Below are 18,578 nucleotides of genomic sequence, written 5' to 3'. Positions count from 1 at the left end.
GTCCAGCCCAACGCATGCACACCCTGCTCACCAAGCATCGCTAGCCCACCACGATGCAACCACCACTAGAAACCGCCTTGTCGTACACGGTGTTGGCCGAACTGGCGGCGTGCTCCGCACTCCCCGGCCACTTGGGCCAACTGGTACGCCCACTTGGGCCAAACTGGCGTACCGGTTGGGCCAACTCGACGCCCATAACGGCCAACTCGGGTGGGTGGGGTTAGCGTCTGATGGCTGGTTCGCCGAACCAGGTCCGTAGCGCGCTGCGCAGTCCGGCGTCGTCGGCGCCGGTCGAATCCGCCCAGGCCACATAGCCGTCCGGCCGTAGCAGCAGGGCCACCGCCGCGATCTCCGCGGTCGGTTTGGCCGGGACCACGTCCACCCGGCAGGCCCAGCCGTCGATGCCGGCCAGGCTGACCGCGCCCTCGGACAGGTCGAGCACCACGCCCCGGCCTGCCCGCAGCAGCACGCCGAGGTCGGTCTCCCCGGTGGAGAGGGCCACTGGCACGTGCGGCAACCGGCGGCCCAGCAACGGATGCGCGCCCGCGGTCGCGGAGGTGATCGGGTAGCGCACGTCCAGATTCCCCTGCACCTTGATCAGGTACTCGTTGACCTCGGCGAACTGGATCAACTCGGTGAGCAGTTCCCGCACTGGCGCCACCTGCTCCACCGGGTGCATCAGCGCCACCTGCGCTTGCGAGGTGCGGCAGGCGCGGGCCCCCGCCGGGTGGCGCTCCGCGTGGTAGGTGGACAGCAGTCCCGGCGGCGCCCACCCGTGGATCTCGGCCGTCAGCTTCCAGCCCAGGTTGACCGCGTCCTCCAGCCCGGTGGCCAATGCCTGGCCCCCCAACGGAAAGTGCACGTGCGCCGCGTCCCCGGCCAGGAACAACCGCCCCGCCCGGTACCGCTCGGCCTGTCTGGTCGCGTTTTCCCAGCGGCTGAGCCAGCGCGCCTGCCCGGTGGGCTGCCAGTCAGCCTCGGCCAGCCGGGACACTGTCGCCCGCAGCTCGTCGAAGGTAGGCGTGGCAACGGGATCCGGCGTGGCGCGGCCGAATTCGGCGGTCACCACCCGGATCCGCCCCGGACCCGACGGCACCGCCATCAGGATCCCGTCCGGCGCCAGCCGGGTGCCGATCCACTCGGTCAGCGCGTCGCCGGGTTCGTGCTCGACCTCCGCGATCAGGCCGTAGAACGGGGATTCGGCGCCGGGGAAGTCGATCCCGGCCAGCCCACGCACCACACTGCGCGCGCCGTCGCAGCCCACCAGGTAGCGGCACGGCACCGACTCGATGCCCGCCTCCCCCCGCAGGTCCACCACCACACCGTTCTCGTCCTGGTTGAAGCCGACGACCTCCTGCCCGTGGCGAATGGTCACCCCGAGTTCTACCGCCCGCTCGGCCAGCCGCCGGGCGAGCTGGGCGTGCGGGATGACGAACCCGTACACCCGCTTCTCCCGCATCCGCGCGGTGTCCAGCCACAGCAACGCGAATCGCGCCTGCGGCAACTCGACTCCATCGGACCGGATGGCGTCCATGATGCCCCGCTGGGCGAGCAGTTCGACAACCGTCGCGTTCACCGCGATACCCGGGGCATCCTCCCTGGGCTGTGGACGCTGTTCGACCACAAGCGTGCGCACCCCCAGCAGGGCCAGCTCGCAGGCGAGCATCAGGCCGACCGGGCCACCGCCGGCGACAACGACCGAGTGGCTCATGCCAACTCCCTTCGTGACATTTCGGAACCTCATGACGGACTCACCGCCCGGACCCGGACGCGAGTTCCGCGCAGAGGTGTTCGGCCAGTGCCGCGGGCGTCGGGTTGTCGTACATCGCGCCCGGCGAGACCTCGATGCTCAACCGGCGCAACCGCTTGCTGAACTCCACCGCCGCCAGCGAGGAGAACCCCAGATCCAGGAAGTTGACCTCCGGATCGACCCGGTCGGTAGCGGGGATGTTCAGCACTGTTTTGGTGGTGGTGGAGACCAGGTCCAGCACGATCGCCAGCCGTTCGTCACCCTCGGCGGCAGCCAGCCGTTCGTGCAGGGAAGGCCCGGCTTCCTCGGACACCGGCTGGGCGGGTTCCGGTTTGACGAGGGCGCGGAACAGCGCCGTGTGGCCGCCTGCGTTCACCACTTGCGACCAGTCGGCGTCGGCGACCAGGATGCTCTGGCCCTGCCGGTCGAAGGCCCGGCCCAGCACGCCCATGGCCAGCTCGGGCGACAGGCCGCGCAGGCCGAGCGCCTGGCCGTCCTGCGTTGGCCCCCAGCCCACGTGCAGGGCGCCGCGTCGTTGGGCGAGCGCCTGCATGGCGGCCTGCGCGGGCGCGGAACCGGGTAACTCCGGCGCGGCGGAGAACAGCACGAAGGCCGCCAGGTCCAGTTCGGCGGTCAGCTCGTCCAGCACGACTGCTTCGTCCACTGTGGACTGTGCACTGTGGACGACGACGGCGAGTGGGTGCGTGTCGGGGATGCCGTTGATGACCTCGGCCAGCAACGCCCGGTCGGCCGCGGATCCCCTTACCAGGTCCACGGATGCCCCGCTCCCGAGGAGACTGGCGTGGAGTTCCGGCACCGGCGTCTCGGCCACCAGCACGAATCGTTCGGCGCCGTGCTGAGCCAGCCAGCGGGCCGCGGGTGCGGCCAGGAGGCTGTCGCAGCCGGTGATCAGGACGGTCGCGCCGTCGGGCACCCGGGCCTTGTCCTCCTGGACAGGGAGGTGGATCAGCCGCCGCGCGAACACCCCGGCGGGCCGGATCGCGAGCTGGTCCTCGCCGTCGGTCGCGGTCAGCACCTGGGCCAGTCGCGCGCCGGCCCGGCTGTCGAGCGGGCCCGGCAGGTCGACCAGCCCGCCCCAGCGTGCCGGGGACTCGGTGGCCATTGCCTGGCCGAATCCCCAGAGCTGGGCCTGGGATGGGTCGGCAGCCGTACCGTCGACCGGCATCGCGCCGACGGTCGTCGCCCAGACCGGCGCGGCCACCTCGGCGTCCTCCAGTGCCCGCAGCAGGTCGGCCGTGGCGGCCACATCAAGCTGAACGCACAGCACACCTCGAACGTCGCCTTGCCGTGCCTGGCTGATCAGTTCCGGCGTGTCCACGATGACCGGGACGGGGTCGAAACCGTGCTCGGTCAGCGCCTGGAGTACTCCCAGTGGGTCGTCCAGGTAGGTGTCCGGGATGGCGACCAGCCAGCGTCCGGCCGGAGCGTGGGGGGTGTCGGGCAGCAGGGTCCAGGTGAGGCGGTACTGGCTGTCGCGCTGGCGGCGCCACCTGGACAGCAGGGGCAGCGCGGTCCGCAGGGCGGCTTGCTGGTCCGCGTCCACCGTGCCGAGCAGCGCCGCCAGATCCGCGTCCGAGAACTGGTCCGGTGCGGGTTGACGCGGTTCGGTCAGCCAGTAGCGCGAACGCTGGAACGGGTAGGTGGGCAGTTCGACTTGTTGCGGCTGAAGGGGTTCGAGCAGGGCTTGCCAGTTGAGCGGGTGGCCGTGAAGGTGAGCTTGGGCGAGGGCGGTGGTGAGAGTGGTGGGTTCGGGGGCGTTGCGGTTGAGGGTTGAGGTGATCAGGGCGGTGGTGTTGTGGTTTGCGAGGGTGGTCAGGGTGGTGTCTGGGCCGAGTTCGAGGTAGGTGGTTGCGCCGAGTTTTTCGAGGGTGGTGATGCCGGGGCCGAAGTGGACTGGTTGGCGGATGAGTTGGGCCCAGTAGGTGGGGTCGGTGAGTTGTTCTTGGGTGGCAAGGGTTCCGGTGAGGTTGGAGATGATCGGGATGGCGGGCGCCCGGTAGGTGAGGGTGGCTGCGTGGTCGGTGAAGGCTTCGAGGATCTGCTCGGTGTGCGCGGAGTGGAAGGCGTGGGCTACGCGCAGCTTCCGGGTCTTGATTCCCTTTGCCAGCAGGAGTTCTGCGAGTTGGTCGATGTGTTCGATTGATCCGGAGACGACGGTGTGGGTGGGGCTGTTGTAGGCGGCGATGTCGATGTGGTCTGGCAGGTCGGTGGTGGTCTGGATGTTGAGCATCGAGCCGGGTGGGAGGGTGTTCATCAGGCGGGCTCGGGTGGCGACGAGGCTGCAGGCGTCGGGGAGGGTGAGGACTTCGGCGGCTGCGGCTGCGGTGAGTTCGCCGATCGAGTGGCCGATCAGGTAGTTGGGCTGTAGGCCGTAGTGGGTGAGCAGGCGGAACAAGGCCAGTTCCAGGGCGAACAGGGCTGGCTGGGTGTAGAGGGTTTGTTCCAGGAGTGCGGTGTGCTGGCCGAACATCACCTCGCGCAGGGGGTGGTCCAGGTGCTTGTCGAACTCGGCGCAGATTTCGTTCAGGGCTTCAGCGAAGACTGGGTTCGCGGCGTAGAGCTGGCTGCCCATGCCGGGGTGTTGGCTGCCCTGGCCGGAGAACATGAAGACCAGGCCGCCGGTGTTGCCGTCATGCCGGTGGGTCAGGAGTGCGGGGTGTGGACGGCCTGCGGCGAGTTCTTCCAGTGCTGTTGCGAAGTCCTTGCTGTCGCTGGCAATGACCGCGGCTCGGTGCGGGAACTGGGCGCGGGTGGCCAAGGTGTGGGCCACGTCGACCGGGTGGAGGTCGGTCCGGCGGGCCAGGTTTCTGGCTTGGGCGCGCAGGGCCTGATCGGACTTTGCGGAGAGCACCCACGGCACGACCGCGTCACTGGGCGTTTCGGTCGGGGGCTCGGCGGTGGGCGGTTGTTCGAGGATTACGTGGGCGTTGGTGCCGCTGATGCCGAAGGAGGACACGCCGGCGCGACGAGGGTGGTCGGTCTCGGGCCAGGGCGTGCTTTCGGTGAGCAGCTGCACGGTGCCGCTGGACCAGTCGACGTGGGGCGTGGGCTGGTCGACGTGCAGGGTTTTGGGCAGGGTGGCGTGGTTCAGGGCGTGCACCATCTTGATGACACCGGCGATACCGGCGGCGGCCTGGGTGTGGCCGAGGTTCGACTTGAGCGAGCCGAGGTAGAGCGGCCGGCCTGCGCGTTGGTTGCCGTAGGTGGCCAGCAGGGCCTGGGCTTCGATGGGGTCGCCGAGCGTGGTGCCGGTGCCGTGCGCTTCGACCGCGTCGACTTCACCGGGGGTCAGGCCGGCGTTGGCCAGGGCAGCCTGGATCACGCGTTGCTGGGACGGGCCGTTGGGGGCGGTGAGGCCGTTGGAGGCGCCGTCCTGGTTGACGGCGGTGCCTCGGATGACGGCCAGGACTTGGCGGCCTTCGCGTACTGCGGCGGAGAGGGGTTGCAGCACAACGAGTCCGGCGCCTTCGGCGAAGCTGGTGCCGTCGGCGGCCGCGGCGAAGGATTTGCAGTGGCCGTCGGCGGCCAGGCCGCGCTGGCGGCTGAACTCGGTGAGCACGCCGGGGGTGACCATCACGGTGACACCGCCGGCCAGCGCCATGGTGCAGTCCCCGCTGCGCAACGCCTGTACGGCCTGGTGGATGGCGACCAGTGAGGACGAACAGGCGGTGTCGATGCTGACCGCGGGGCCTTGCAGGCCAAGGGTGTAGGCGATGCGGCCAGAGGCGACGCTGCTACCGGTGCCGGTGCCGAGGTAGCCCTCCAGATCGGGGGAGACCTGGGACAGGCGGGTGGCGTAGTCGCTGTGCATGAGGCCGGTGAACACCCCGGTTTGGCTCTCGCGCAGCGTGCTGGGGTTGATGTTGGCGTGTTCCAGGGCCTCCCAGGCGATTTCGAGCAGGAGTCGTTGCTGGGGGTCCATGGCGAGGGCTTCGCGTGGGTTGATGCCGAAGAAGTCCGCGTCGAAACCGGCGGCGTTGGCGAGGAAACCGGCCCGCTGGGTGTACGTGGTGCCGGGGTGATCGGGGTCCGGGTGGTAGAGGTCGCTGTGCCAGCCACGGTCCTCGGGGAAGTCGCCGACGGCGTTGGTGCCGTTGGCGACCAGTTGCCAGAGGTCTTCGCCGTTGCTGACGCCGTGTGGGAAGCGGCAGCCGATACCCACGATCGCGATGGGCTCGTTGGGCTGCAGGACTTCCAGCGTGGTGGGGGTGGCAGCCTGGTTGGCGAGTAGTTGATCACGCAGGAAGTGGGCCAGGGCGGTGAGGGTGGGGTGGTCGAAGATCGCCGTGGCGGGCAGGCGGTGGCCGGTCGCGGTGGTGAGGTTGTTGCGGAGTTCGACCGCGGTGAGGGAGTCGAAGCCCAGTTGCTGGAAGGCTTGTTCGGGGTCGAGGCGGTGGGTGGAGGGGTGGCCCAGTACGGCGAGGGCGTGGGTGTGGATGAGGGCGAGCAGGGTTTGTTCTTGCTCGGCCGGGGTTTGCTGGGCGAGTTGGGTTGGCAACCCGGTTGCGGTGGAGCGGGCCGGGGCCAGGTTGGCGAGTAGTGGGCGTGGGCTGGTGCTGTTGAGCCGGGCTGGGTTGAGGCGGGCCGGGATGGTCACCGGATCCGGGTGGGTCAGGCTGAGGTCGAGCAGGGCGAGGGCGTGCTCGGTGTCGAGCGGGGTGATGCCGCTGGTGATCAGGCGCCGCTGGTCAGTCTCGGTGAGATGGCCGGTCATACCGCTGGCTTCGGCCCAGAGGCCCCAGGCGAGGCTGGTGGCAACTCGTCCCTGGGCGTGGCGGTGGTGGGCGAGGGCGTCGAGGAAGGTGTTCGCCGCGGCGTAGTTGGCCTGGCCCGGGTTGCCGAGGATGCCGGCCAGCGAGGAGTACAGGACGAACGCGGTCAGGTTGTGGTCGCGGGTGTGGTGGTGCAGCAGGTAGGCGCTGCGGGCCTTGGCGGTGACGACGTGGGCGAGCTGGGCGGGGGTGAGTGTGGTGAGGGTGGCGTCGTCGAGGACTCCGGCGGTGTGGAAGATCGCGGTGAGTGGGTGTTCGGCGGGGATACCGTCCACCAGCGTGGCCACGGCCGCGGAGTCGGTGAGGTCGCAGGCGATGATCTCGACGTGTGCGCCGGACTGGGTGAGTTCGTCGTGTAGCTGTTGGGCGCCTGGGGCGTTGGGGCCGCGGCGGGAGGCCAGCAGCAGCCGCTGGGCTTGGTGGTTCGTGATCAGGTGGCTGGCGAGGGCGGTGCCGAGGGTGCCGGTGCCGCCGGTGATCAGGATCGTGCCGTGGCCAAAGTCCTTTTCGGACTGGTCCACTGTGGACTCGGTACGGGCGAGGCGGGGGATGAGCAGGGTGCCGTTGCGGACCGCGATCTGGTCTTCGCCGTGGGTCAGGGCGGCGGACAGTGCGGTGGACAGGGCGAGGTGGGTGTTGGGGTCGTCGTCGATATCGGCGATGAGGATGCGGCCGGGGTGTTCGGTTTGCGCGCTGCGCAGCAGTCCCCAGGCCGCGGCGGCGGGCAGATCGGTGACGGTGTCGCCGGTGTTGGTGGTGATCGCGCCGTGGGTGAGCACGATCAGGTGTGGGTTTTCGCTGGTGGTGAGCCAGTTCTGCAGGTGGGCGAGCAGGGCGGTGGTGAGTTCGACGGCCTGGTCAGCGGGGTTGTCGTCGCTTGGGGTGCTGATCAGCGGCAGGACCACAGCGCGCGGGGTGTTGATCGTGGTGTTGAGGTGCTGGGACAGGGTGGCGTGCAGGTGGGCGCGGTCGGTGTTGGCGACCAGCACGGTCCAGTCGGCTGCCTCGGCAGCGTCGGTTTCCCGGGCCAGCCAGGTGAGGTGGAACAGGCTGTTGTGCTGGGGGTTGGTGAGTTGACCCGCGGGCAGGGGGCGCAGGGTGAGGTTGCCGATGGTAAGCAGGGGCGCGCCGTCGGTTCCGGTGACCGTCAGGCTCTGGTGCTGGTCCTGACCGGTGGTGTGCACGTGCAGGGCGGTGGCCTGGGTGGGTTCGGCGGTGTGCAGGTGGACGTCCCGCCAGGCGAACGGCAGCTGCGGGGTGGTGAACGGGGTGCGCAGGGCCGTGGTGTGCAGGGCGGCGTCGAGCAGCGCCGGGTGGAAGTGGAAGTTGCCCGGTTCGGTGCCCGGGGGCAGGGCGGCGGCGCCGTGGACGGTGTTTCCGTTGTGCCAGGCGGAGTGCAGGCCCTGGAAGAGTGGGCCGTAGTGGAGGCCGGTGTCGGCGAGGTCGTGGTAGAGGTCCGCGGTGGGCAGCGGGGTGGCGGCCGGGGGCCAGGGCGTTGCGGGTGGCGGTGGCTGGTGGGTGGTGGCGAGCAGGGCGGTGGCGTGCAGCACCCAACTGCCGGTGCTGGGTCGCGAGTGGACGGTCAGGGCGTGCCCGCCCTCGGTGTCCGTGGTCAGGTGCAGGTGCAGCTGGACGGTGTCCGCCTCGCCCACCCGCAGCGGGGTGTGCAGGGTGAGTTCGGTGATGTGGTTGCACTCGGCGTGCCGGGCGGCGTAGATCGCCAGGTCCAGGAACGCGGTTCCCGGGAGTAGTGCGGTGTCGTGGACTCGGTGGTCGGCGATCCAGGGGTGGGTGGCCAGGGAGATCCGGCCGGTGAACACGGTGCCGTTGCCGGGCAGGTCGACGACCGCGCTGAGCAAGGGGTGTTCGGCGGACTGCTGGCCGAGTTGGGTGGGGTCGCCGCTTTCGGTGCTGGTGAGCCAGTAGTGGGACCGCTGGAAGGCATACGTGGGCAGGGAAATCGGGCGCGGGTTTGTTGTGCCGAGGACGGCCTGCCAGTCGAGGCCGTGGCCGTGCAGGTGAGCCTGGGCGAGTGCGGTGGTGAAGGTGTGGACCTCGGGTTGGTTGCGGCGCAGGGTGATCAGGGTGTGGGCTCTAGGGTGACTGGTGAGGGTGTCCTGGAGGGTCGGGTTCAGGACGGGGTGCGGGCTGGTTTCCAGGAAGGCGCGGTAGCCGTCCCGCAGCAGGGCTTGCACTGCCTGGTCGAATCGGACGGTGTTGCGCAGGTTGTTGTGCCAGTACGCGGCGGTGAGCGTGGTGGTGTCGATGCAGTCGCCGGTGAGGGTGGAGTAGAACGGGATTTCGGCCGGCTGCGGGGTGATGGGGGCCAGTGCGGCGTGGATGTCTTCGGCGAGGATGTCGACTTCGGCGCAGTGCGAGGCGTAGTCCACCTTGATCGCGCGGGCCTGCACGCCCTGGTCGGTGAGCTGGGCGAGCAGGCGTTCGAGGGCTGAGGTGGGGCCGGAGACGATGGTGGTGGCCGGGCCGTTGATCGCGGCGATGGACAGCTCGGGGTAGTCCTCGGTCAGGAGCTGTCGAACCTGTTCCGTCGGCAGGGTCAGGGCGGCCATGCCACCGGTGCCCGCCAGCCGGATCAGCAGCTGGCTGCGCAGGGTCACTACCCGGGCGGCGTCGGCGAGGCTCAGCGCACCGCTGATGTGGGCGGCGGCGATCTCGCCCTGGGAGTGGCCGATGACCGCCTGCGGCTTGATTCCGTGGTGTTCCCACAGCCGGGCCAGGGACACCATGATCGCGAACAGCGCGGGCTGGACGACGTCGACGCGTGCTAATGATGCGGCGCCGGGGCGTTGCAGGAGGACATCCAGCAGGGACCAGTCGGTGAACTCGTCGATGGCCTTGGCACAGGCTTCGAGGTGTTCGCGGAAGACGGGGAAGTGCTCGTACAGTTCGGCGCCCATGCCGGACCACTGCCCGCCCTGGCCAGGGAAGACGAACACCACGCCGTTGTCATCGCCGCCGTTGCCGGACTGGTCGAGTCGGTGGATCAGCAGGGCGGGGTGCGGCCGACCTGCGGCGAGTTCTTCGAGTGCGGCCGTGAACTCCGTGGCGGTGCTGGCGATGACCGCGGCGCGGTGCGGGAGCTGGGCGCGGGTGGTGGCCAGGGCGTGGGCCACGTCGGCCGGGCGCGGATCGGACAGGCGGGCCAGGTTTCTGGCCTGGGCCCGCAGGGCCTGATCGGTTCGCGCGGAGAGGACCCACGGCACGATCGCGTCTTCGGTGACCTCGGCGGTCGGCTCGGTGGTGGCCGGGGGTTGTTCGAGGATGAGGTGCGCGTTGGTGCCGCTGATGCCGAAGGAGGAGATGCCCGCGCGGCGTGGCCGGCCGGTCTCGGGCCAGGGCGTGCTCTCGGTGAGCAGCCGCAGGGTGCCGGTGGACCAGTCGATGTGCGGCGAAGGCTCGTCGACGTGCAGGGTTTTGGGCAGGGTGGGGTGGTTCAGGGCGTAGGCCATCTTGATCACGCTGGCGACCCCGGCGGCGGCCTGGGTGTGGCCGATGTTGGACTTCAGCGAGCCGAGGTAGAGCGGCCGGTCGTGGTGGTGCTCGCCGTAGGTGTCCAGCAGGGCCTGGGCTTCGATGGGGTCGCCGAGGGTGGTGCCGGTGCCGTGCGCCTCGACCACGTCGACCTGGTCCGGGCTCAGGCCGGCGTTGGCGAGCGCGGCCTGGATGACGCGTTGCTGCGACGGGCCGTTCGGTGCGGTCAGGCCGTTGGAGGCGCCGTCCTGGTTGATCGCCGAGCCGCGGATCACGGCCAGGACTTGACGCCCCTGCTGAAGGGCGGCCGAAAGGGGTTGCAGCACAAGGAGTCCGGCGCCCTCGGCGAAGCTGGTGCCGTCGGCGGTGGCGGCGAAGGACTTGCAACGGCCGTCGGGGGCCAGACCACGCTGACGGCTGAACTCGGTCAGCACGCCGGGGGTGGCCATCACCGTGACACCACCGGCCAGGGCCATCGTGCACTCACCGGCCCGCAGGGACCGGACCGCCTGGTGGATGGCGACCAGTGAGGAAGAGCACGCGGTGTCGATACTGACCGCTGGGCCTTGCAGGCCAAGGGTGTAGGCGATCCGGCCGGAGGCGACGCTGACCAGGGTGCCGGTGAGGTGGTGGCCGGTCAGCTCGTCCGCGGGCTCGTGCAGCCGAGGTCCGTACTCCTGAGCCGTCACCCCGGTGAACACGCCCGTGGCGGTTTCGCCGAGGCTGGTGGGGTCGATGCCCGCGTGTTCCAAGGCTTCCCAGGCGATTTCGAGCAGGATGCGCTGTTGCGGGTCCATGGCGAGGGCTTCGCGCGGGCTGATGCCGAAGAACTCGGCGTCGAACTCGCCCGCGTCGTGCAGGAAGCCGGCCTCGCGGACGTAGACCTTGCCCGGCTTTCCCGGTTCGGGGTCGTAGAGGTCCTCGATCGGCCAGCCGCGATTGGTGGGCAGCCCTGAGATGGCATCGGTTTCCGCGCGGACGAGCTGCCACAGTTCGTCCGCCGAGGTGACCCCGCCGGGAAAACGGCAACCCATGCCCACGATCGCGATGGGCTCGCCTTCCCTGGCCTCCAGTTCCTGGATGCGCTTGTGCGCCTTGCGCAGGTCTACCGTTGCCCGCTTGAGGTACTCGCGGAGCTTCTCGTCGCTCATGCCGGTGGTCCCCAGTCGAAAGAAGAGTCTGTGGTGGTCTGGTCGCGGGCTACGGCGCCTGGAATTCGTTGTCCAGGATGCTGAACAGCTCCTCGTCGGTGGCTGTCGCGAGATCCTCGGGCGCCGCGGCATCCGGTTGGGTGCGCACCGGCTGGTGTGCCGCGCCCGCCGGGAGCGGGATCTTGCCGCTCAGGAAGGCGGACAGCGTTGCGGGCGTGGGATGATCGAAGATCATGGTGCTCGGCAGGCGCAGGCCGGTGGCCGCGGCGAGCTGGTTGCGCAGCCGGACGGCGGTCAGCGACTCGAAGCCGAGGCTTTTGAAACTGCGCGCGGATCCGACGTCCTCGGCGTCCGCGTGGCCGAGGATCTCCGCCACCTGCGTCCGCACCAGCTTCAGCAGCGCGCGCTCACGCTGCCGCGGTGACAGCCCGGTCAACTGCTCGGTGAGTGTCGAATTGTCCTGGGGCGCGGTCGATTCCTGGAGCTGGGCCTCGGGCAGTTCGGCGAGCAGCGGGCTCGGGCGGGTCAGAGTGAAGGCGGGGGCGAACCGCGTCCAGTCCACGTCGGCGACGACGCTGCTCACCTCGTCCTGGTCCAGGATCTGTTGCAGTGCGGCGAGGGCGCGGTCAGGCTCCATTGTGGACAGACCGTGCGCGGCGAGCCGTTCCCGGAACGCGTTGTCCTCGGTCGCCATCCCGCCGCCGGCCCACGGTCCCCAGGCGACCGCGTGTGCCGGGAGGTCGCGGCCGCGGCAGTGCTGGGCGAAGGCGTCCAGGAAGGCGTTGCCCGCCGCGTACGCCGTGTGGTTGCCCGCGCCCCAGATCCCGGAGATCGAGGAGTAGAGGATCAGCGCGTCCAGTGATCGCGGGGCGAGCAGGTCGGCCAGGTGCCGGGCGCCGAAGACCTTGCCGGACAGCACATCGCGCATCTCTCTTGGGGTGCTCTGCGTCAGCGGCGCTTCGCGGTTGACCCCGGCGGCGTGCACCACCACCCGCAGCGGGGCCTCCGGCCGGTCGATCCTGTTGACGAGCGCGGCGACTGAATCCCGGTCCGCCAGATCGCAGGCCAGGACCTGGGCGGTCACCCCGAGTCCGGTCAGCTCGGTGATCAGCTCGGTCGCTCCAGGTGCCTGGTCGCCGCGGCGGCTGGTGAGCACGATGTGCCGGGCGCCGTTGCGGGCCAGCCAGCGGGCCAGGTGCGCGCCGAGTCCGCCGGTGCCGCCGGTGATGAGGGCGGTGTCCCGTGGGCGCCACTCGCGCGCGGCCTTCCTGGGCGCGGCGCGGAGGAGCCGCCGGGCGTAGGCGCCGGCGGGGCGGATGGCGAGCTGGTCCTCGCCCTCGGGGCGGGCCAGCACCGAGCAGAGCGTGGTCAACGCCCGTTTGTCGAGGGACTCGGGGAGGTCGATCAGGCCACCCCAGTGCTGCGGCAGTTCGAGTGCGGCGACCCGGCCCATGCCCCACACCAGGGCCTGATCGGGATGCGTTGGCGTCTCGGTCTCGGCGGTGGCGACCGCGCCGTGGGTGACCGTCCACAGTGGAGCGATCGTGCCGCTGTCCTGGATTGCCTGGAGGAGCGCGAGGGTTCCGGCGAAGCCGGTGGACACGGGGAGATCGGGGGAGTGCGGGCGGTCGTCCAGGGCGAGCAGGGACAGGATGCCGGTGACCTCGTCGCCGGTGGACAGGGCCGACTTCAGCAGGTCGGTCAGTGTGCTGCGGTCGAGGTCGTTCTGGGTGAGGCGGAGGTTGAGAATGTTGATGCCCTGCCCGGCGAGGTGCTGGGTCAGCGTGTCGGCTGTGGGGTCACCGTCCGGTGCGACTACCAGCCAGCGGCCGTGCAGGCGGGACGATGACTGGATGCTGAGCTGCTTCCAGGAGATCCGGTAGCGCCAGCCGTTCTTGTCGGCAGCAGTGCTGGGGTTCAGCCAGTAGCGGGTGCGTTGGAACGCGTAGGTGGGCAGTTCGACCTGCTGTGGCTGGTGAGGTTCGAGGAGGGTTTGCCAGTTGAGGGGGTGGCCGTGGAGGTGGACTTGGGCCAGGGCTGTGGTGAGGGTGGTGGGCTCTGGGTTGGTGCGGTTGAGGGTGGCGGTGATGAGTGCGGTGGTGTTGTGGTTGGTGAGGGTTGTGAGGGTGGTGTCTGGTCCGAGTTCGAGGTAGGTGGTGGCGCCGAGGTTTTCGAGGGTGGTGATGCCGGGTCCGAAGTGGACTGGTTGGCGGATGAGTTGGGCCCAGTAACCGGGATCGGTGAGTTGTTCTTGGGTGGCAACTGATCCGGTGAGGTTGGAGATGATCGGGATCGTGGGTGGGTGGTAGGTGAGGGTGGCTGCGTGTTTGGTGAACTCGGGCAGGATTTGTTCGGTGTGTGCGGAGTGGAAGGCGTGGGCGACGTGCAGCTTTCGGGTTTTGATTCCCTTGGCTTGCAGGAGTTCTGCGAGTTGGTCGATGTGTTCGGGTGATCCGGAGGCGACGGTGTGGGTGGGGCTGTTGTAGGCGGCGATGTCGGCCTGGTCGAGTAGATCGGCTGTGCCGTGGATGTTGAGCATCGCGCCGGGTGGCAGGGTGTTCATCAGCCGTGCTCGGGTGGCGACCAGGCTGCACGCATCCGGGAGGGTGAGGACGTCGGCGGCTGCGGCGGCGGTGAGTTCGCCGATCGAGTGGCCGATCAAGTAGTCGGGCTGGAGTCCGTAGTGGGTGATCAGCCGGAAGAGAGCCAGTTCCAGGGCGAACAGGGCTGGCTGGGTGTAGCGGGTTTGTGCCAGGAGAGCGCCTTGGCGGTCGAACATCACTTCGCGCAGGGGGTGGTCGAGGTGGGTGTTGAACTCGGTGCAGATTTCGTCCAGGGCTGCGGCGAATACCGGGTGGGATTGGTAGAGCTGGCTGCCCATGCCGGGGTGTTGACTGCCCTGGCCGGAGAACATGAACACCAACTTGCCCTGGCCGCCGTCGTTGACCTGGCTGATCAGTTCGGGGTGGGTGCGGCCTGCGGCGAGGGCTACCAGCGCGGCCGTGAAGTCGTTGGTGTTGCCGGCAATCACTGCTGCTCGGTGCGGGAACAGGGTGCGCTTGGTCAGTGCGTGGGCCACGTCGACGGGGTGCAGGTCGGTCCGGTGGGCGAGGTTGGTGGCCTGGGCGCGGAGGGCCTTGTCGGTCTTGGCGGAGAGAATCCACGGCACGACCGTGTTGATTGGTGATTCGGTGGAGATTTCAGCGGCCGGGGGTTGTTCGAGGATTACGTGGGCGTTGGTGCCGCTGATGCCGAAGGAGGACACAGCAGCCCTGCGCGGGTGGTCGGTCTCCGGCCAGGGGGTGCTTTCGGTGAGCAGGTGCAAGGTGCCGCTGGACCAGTCGATGTGCGGGGACGGTTCGTCGATGTGCAGGGTTTTGGGCAGGGTGGCGTGATGCAGGGCCTGCACCATCTTGATCACACTGCCGATGCCCGCGGCGGCCTGGGCGTGGCCGAGGTTGGATTTCAGCGAGCCGAGGTGGAGTGGCTGGCCGTTGCGGTGCTTGCCGTAGGTGGCCAGCAGGGCGTGGGCTTCGATGGGGTCGCCGAGGGTGGTTCCGGTGCCGTGCGCCTCCACCGCGTCGACCTGGTCGGCGGTAAGGCCTGCGTTGGCCAGGGCCGCGTGGATCACGCGCTGCTGGGCGGGGCCGCTCGGGGCGGTGAGGCCGTTGGAAGCGCCGTCCTGGTTGATCGCCGAACCCCGGATGACGCCGAAGACACGGCGGCCTGCGCGCAGGGCGGCGGAGAGGGGTTGCAGCACAACGAGTCCGGCGCCTTCGGCGAAGCTGGTGCCGTCGGCGGAGGCGGCGAAGGACTTGCAGCGGCCGTCCGGGGCCAGACCGCGTTGGCGGCTGAACTCGGTGAGGATGCCGGGGGTGGCCATCACGGTGACGCCACCGGCCAGGGCCATCGTGCACTCACCCGCGCGCAGGGCCTGCACGGCCTGGTGCAGGGCCACCAGGGAGGAGGAACAGGCGGTGTCCGTGGTGATCGCCGGTCCGTGCAGGCCAAGGAGGTAGGCGATCCGGCCGGAGATGATGCTGAGGCTGGTGCCGGTGAGGCGGTGGCCGGTCAGCTCCGCCGACTGCTCGTACCGCCGGGGGCCGTACTCCTCGGCCATCGCGCCGACGTAGACGCCAGTGGGGCTCTCGGGCAGGGTGGTGGGATCGATGCCCGCGTGTTCGAGCGCTTCCCAGGCGATCTCCAGCAAGATCCGCTGCTGTGGGTCCATGGCGAGTGCCTCATGGGGGCTGATGCCGAAGAAGTCGGCGTCGAAATCCCCGGCGTCGGGCAGGAAACCACCCGCGCGGGCGTAGGACTCGCCGTCCGGGGCGAAGTGGACCTGCTCGGGCCAGCCGCGGTCGATCGGGAACCCGGAGATCGCGTCGGTTTCCTGGAGCACCAGCTGCCACAGCTCGGCCGGCGAGCTGACTCCGCCCGGGTAGCGGCAACCCATACCGACGATCGCGATGGGTTCGTTGTGGGCCAGTGGTGCCGTGGTGGTGACGCCGACGTGGCCGGACAGTTCCTCGCTCAGGTGCCGGATCAGCGCCTGCGGGGTCGCGTGGTCGTAGAGCAGGGTGGTGGGCAGGTTGAGGTTTGTCGCCGTGTTGAGGTGGCCGCGCAGTTCCAGGGCGGCGAAGGACTCGAAGCCGAGGTCCTTGAACGTGCTGTGCAGGTCCACGGGGTCGGTGGGTGCGTGGCCCAGAACTGCGCGCACGCTCGCCTGGACGAGATCCTCGACCGTGCGACTGTCCAGGGCGGCCAACGACGTGGGTTCGGCCTGGGCAGTGGAGTTCAGCCAGTGGCGGGTGCGCTGGAAGGCGTATGTGGGCAGGGAAACCGGGCGCGGGTGGTGTGCGCCGAGGAGGGCTTCCCAGTCCAGGGTGTGGCCGTGCAGGTGGGTCTGGGCGAGCGCGGTGGTGAGGGTGTTGGGTTCGGGTTGGTCGCGGCGTAGGACGGCGGTCGCCAGGGCGGTGGTGAGGCTGTGCTTGGCGAGAGTGGCCAGGGTGGTGTCCGGGCCGAGTTCGAGGTACGTGGTGGCGCCCAGGCTTTCCAGGGTGGTGATGCCGGGTCCGAAGTGGACTGGTTGGCGGATGAGTTGGGCCCAGTAGCCGGGATCGCTGAGTTGTTCTTGGGTGGCAAGGGTTCCGGTTAGGTTGGAGATGATCGGGATGGTGGGTGCCCGGTAGGAGAGGGTGGCGGCGTGTTCGGTGAAGGCGCGCAGGATGGGTTCGGTGTGTGCGGAGTGGAAGGCGTGGGCTACGTGCAGCCTTCGGGTCTTGATTCCCTTTGAGTACAGGAGTTCCGCGAGTTGGTCGATGTCTTCGATTGATCCGGAGGCGACCGTGTGGGTTGGGCTGTTGTAGGCGGCGATGTCGATGTGGTCTGGCAGGTCGGTGGTGGTCTGGATGTTGAGCATTGCGCCGGGCGGGAGGGTGTTCATCAACCGAGCGCGGGTGGCGACCAGGCTGCACGCGTCGGGAAGGTTGAGGACGCCTGCGGCGCAGGCGGCGGTGAGTTCGCCGATCGAGTGGCCGATCAGGTAATCGGGCTGCAGGCCGTAGTGGGTGACCAGGCGGAACAAGGCCAGTTCCAGCGCAAACAAGGCTGTTTGGGTGTACAGGGTCTGTGTCAGGAGAGCGGAGTGCTGGTCGAACATGACCTCGCGCAGTGGGTGGTCCAGGTGCGGGTCCAGCTCGGCGCAGATCTCGTCCAGGGCTGCCGCGAACACCGGGTGGGTTTGGTAGAGCTGGCTGCCCATGCCAGGGTGCTGGCTGCCCTGGCCGGAGAACATGAACACCAGGCTGGGTGCGCCATTGTCGAGCCGGTTGCGTACGACTGCCGGGTGCGGCCGACCGGCGGCCAGTTCCGTCAGTGCGGTGCTGAATTCCGTTGCGGTACTGGCGATCACCGCTGCCCGGTGCGGGAAGTGCGTGCGGGTGGTGGCCAGCGAGTAGGCCACGTCGACCGGGCGCGGGTCAGACCGGCCGGCGAGCTTGGCGGCTTGGGCGCGCAGGGCCTGGTCGGTGGTGCCGGACAGGACCCAGGGCACCACCGCGGCACCGGGTTCGCTGGCCACTGGAGCCTCGATGTCCGGGGGCTCCGCGAGCACCACATGGCAGTTGGTGCCGCCCATGCCGAAGGAACTCACCCCGGCGATCAACGGCCGGTCGGGATGCGGCCAGGAGGTCAACTCGGCCTGGACCTTGAGGTTGAGCTGGTCCAGGTCGATTTCCGGGTGCGGGGTCTCGAAGTTCAGGCTGGGCGGGAGTTCCCGGTGCCTGATGCTCAGGATCGCCTTGAGCAGACCGACGATCCCGGCGCCGCCCTCCAGATGTCCGACGTTGGTCTTGGCCGAACCCACGACCAGCCGGTCACCGGGGGAGCGCGCGGACCCCAGCGCGGCGCCCAGCGCGGCTGCTTCGACGGGGTCGCCGACCCGGGTTCCGGTGCCGTGCAACTCGACGTACTGCACCTCCGCCGGGTCGATGCCGGCCCGCTCGTGCGCGCGCCGGAGCACGTCGGCCTGGGCTGTCGCGCTGGGCACGGTCAGGCCGTGTGTGCCGCCGTCGTTGTTCACCGCGCTGCCGCGGATGACGCAGTACACGGTGTCGCCGTCCTCGATCGCCCTGGCGAGCGGCTTGAGCAGCACCAGGCCGCCGCCTTCGCCGCGCACGTAACCGTTGGCACGGTGGTCGAAGGTGAAGCAGCGGCTGTCGGGGGAGAGGCCGCCGAAGGCCGCGGTCCGGGCGGTGCTCTCGGCGGCGATGATCAGGTTGACGCCGCCGGCCAGCGCGAGGGTGGACTCCCCGGTCCGCAGGCTCTCGCAGGCCAGATGTACTGCCACCAGCGAGGAGGACTGCGCCGTGTCCACGGTCAGGCTGGGGCCGCGCAGGCCCAGGGTGTAGGAGAGCCGGTTGGCCAGGATGGCCCGCTGGGTGCCGGTGAGCGAGTGCTGGTTGAACGACTCACTACCGCCCTGGTTGAGCAAGGTCGTGTAGTCGTCCCAGATCGCGCCGAGGAAAACCCCGGTCCGGGTGCCGTCCAGGTCGGCGGGGCGGAGGCGCCCGTCCTCCAGGGCCTCCCAGCCCAGTTCCAGCATCAGTCGCTGTTGCGGATCCATCATGGCGGCCTCGCGCGGCGGAATGCGGAAGAACCCGGCGTCGAAACCGTCGACCTCGTCCAGAAAGCCGCACTCATAGCGGGTTTCCGACCCGGTCGACAGTGCCGGCGGCCGGTTCGGTGGTACCGGTGCGATGGCGCTGCGACCGTTTCGCAGCAGCTGCCAGAAGGCCAGTGGGTCGGCTGAACCGGGGAGACGGCAGGCTATTCCGGTCACCGCGATCGCGTCGTCATGGGCAGCACCATTGGCGGCGTTGACCATTATTA

Annotated in this window: 2 protein-coding genes and 1 pseudogene; all 3 read right to left on the bottom strand. The window is 69.4% G+C overall.

All coding sequences use genetic code 11. The features are described 5' to 3' along the window. Positions 1 to 220 precede the first annotated feature (220 nt). A complete protein-coding gene (locus MZC64_RS42030) occupies positions 221 to 1,711 on the bottom strand; it encodes an FAD-dependent oxidoreductase (RefSeq protein ID WP_247764727.1) in 1,491 nt (496 codons plus the stop codon). Between the two features lie 40 nt (positions 1,712 to 1,751). Further along, positions 1,752 to 11,186: pseudogene (locus MZC64_RS42025) on the bottom strand (SDR family NAD(P)-dependent oxidoreductase); the annotation flags it as partial. Between the two features lie 49 nt (positions 11,187 to 11,235). Continuing rightward, positions 11,236 to 18,573 (bottom strand): type I polyketide synthase, encoded by a 7,338-nt coding sequence (locus MZC64_RS42020; RefSeq protein WP_247764731.1) that lies wholly within the window; start codon positions 18,571 to 18,573, stop codon positions 11,236 to 11,238. Positions 18,574 to 18,578 lie beyond the last annotated feature (5 nt).

This window comes from Crossiella sp. S99.2, assembly GCF_023094165.1.
In the GTDB taxonomy this organism is placed as follows: domain Bacteria; phylum Actinomycetota; class Actinomycetes; order Mycobacteriales; family Pseudonocardiaceae; genus Crossiella.
This window is presented reverse-complemented; position numbering and strand designations above follow the sequence as displayed.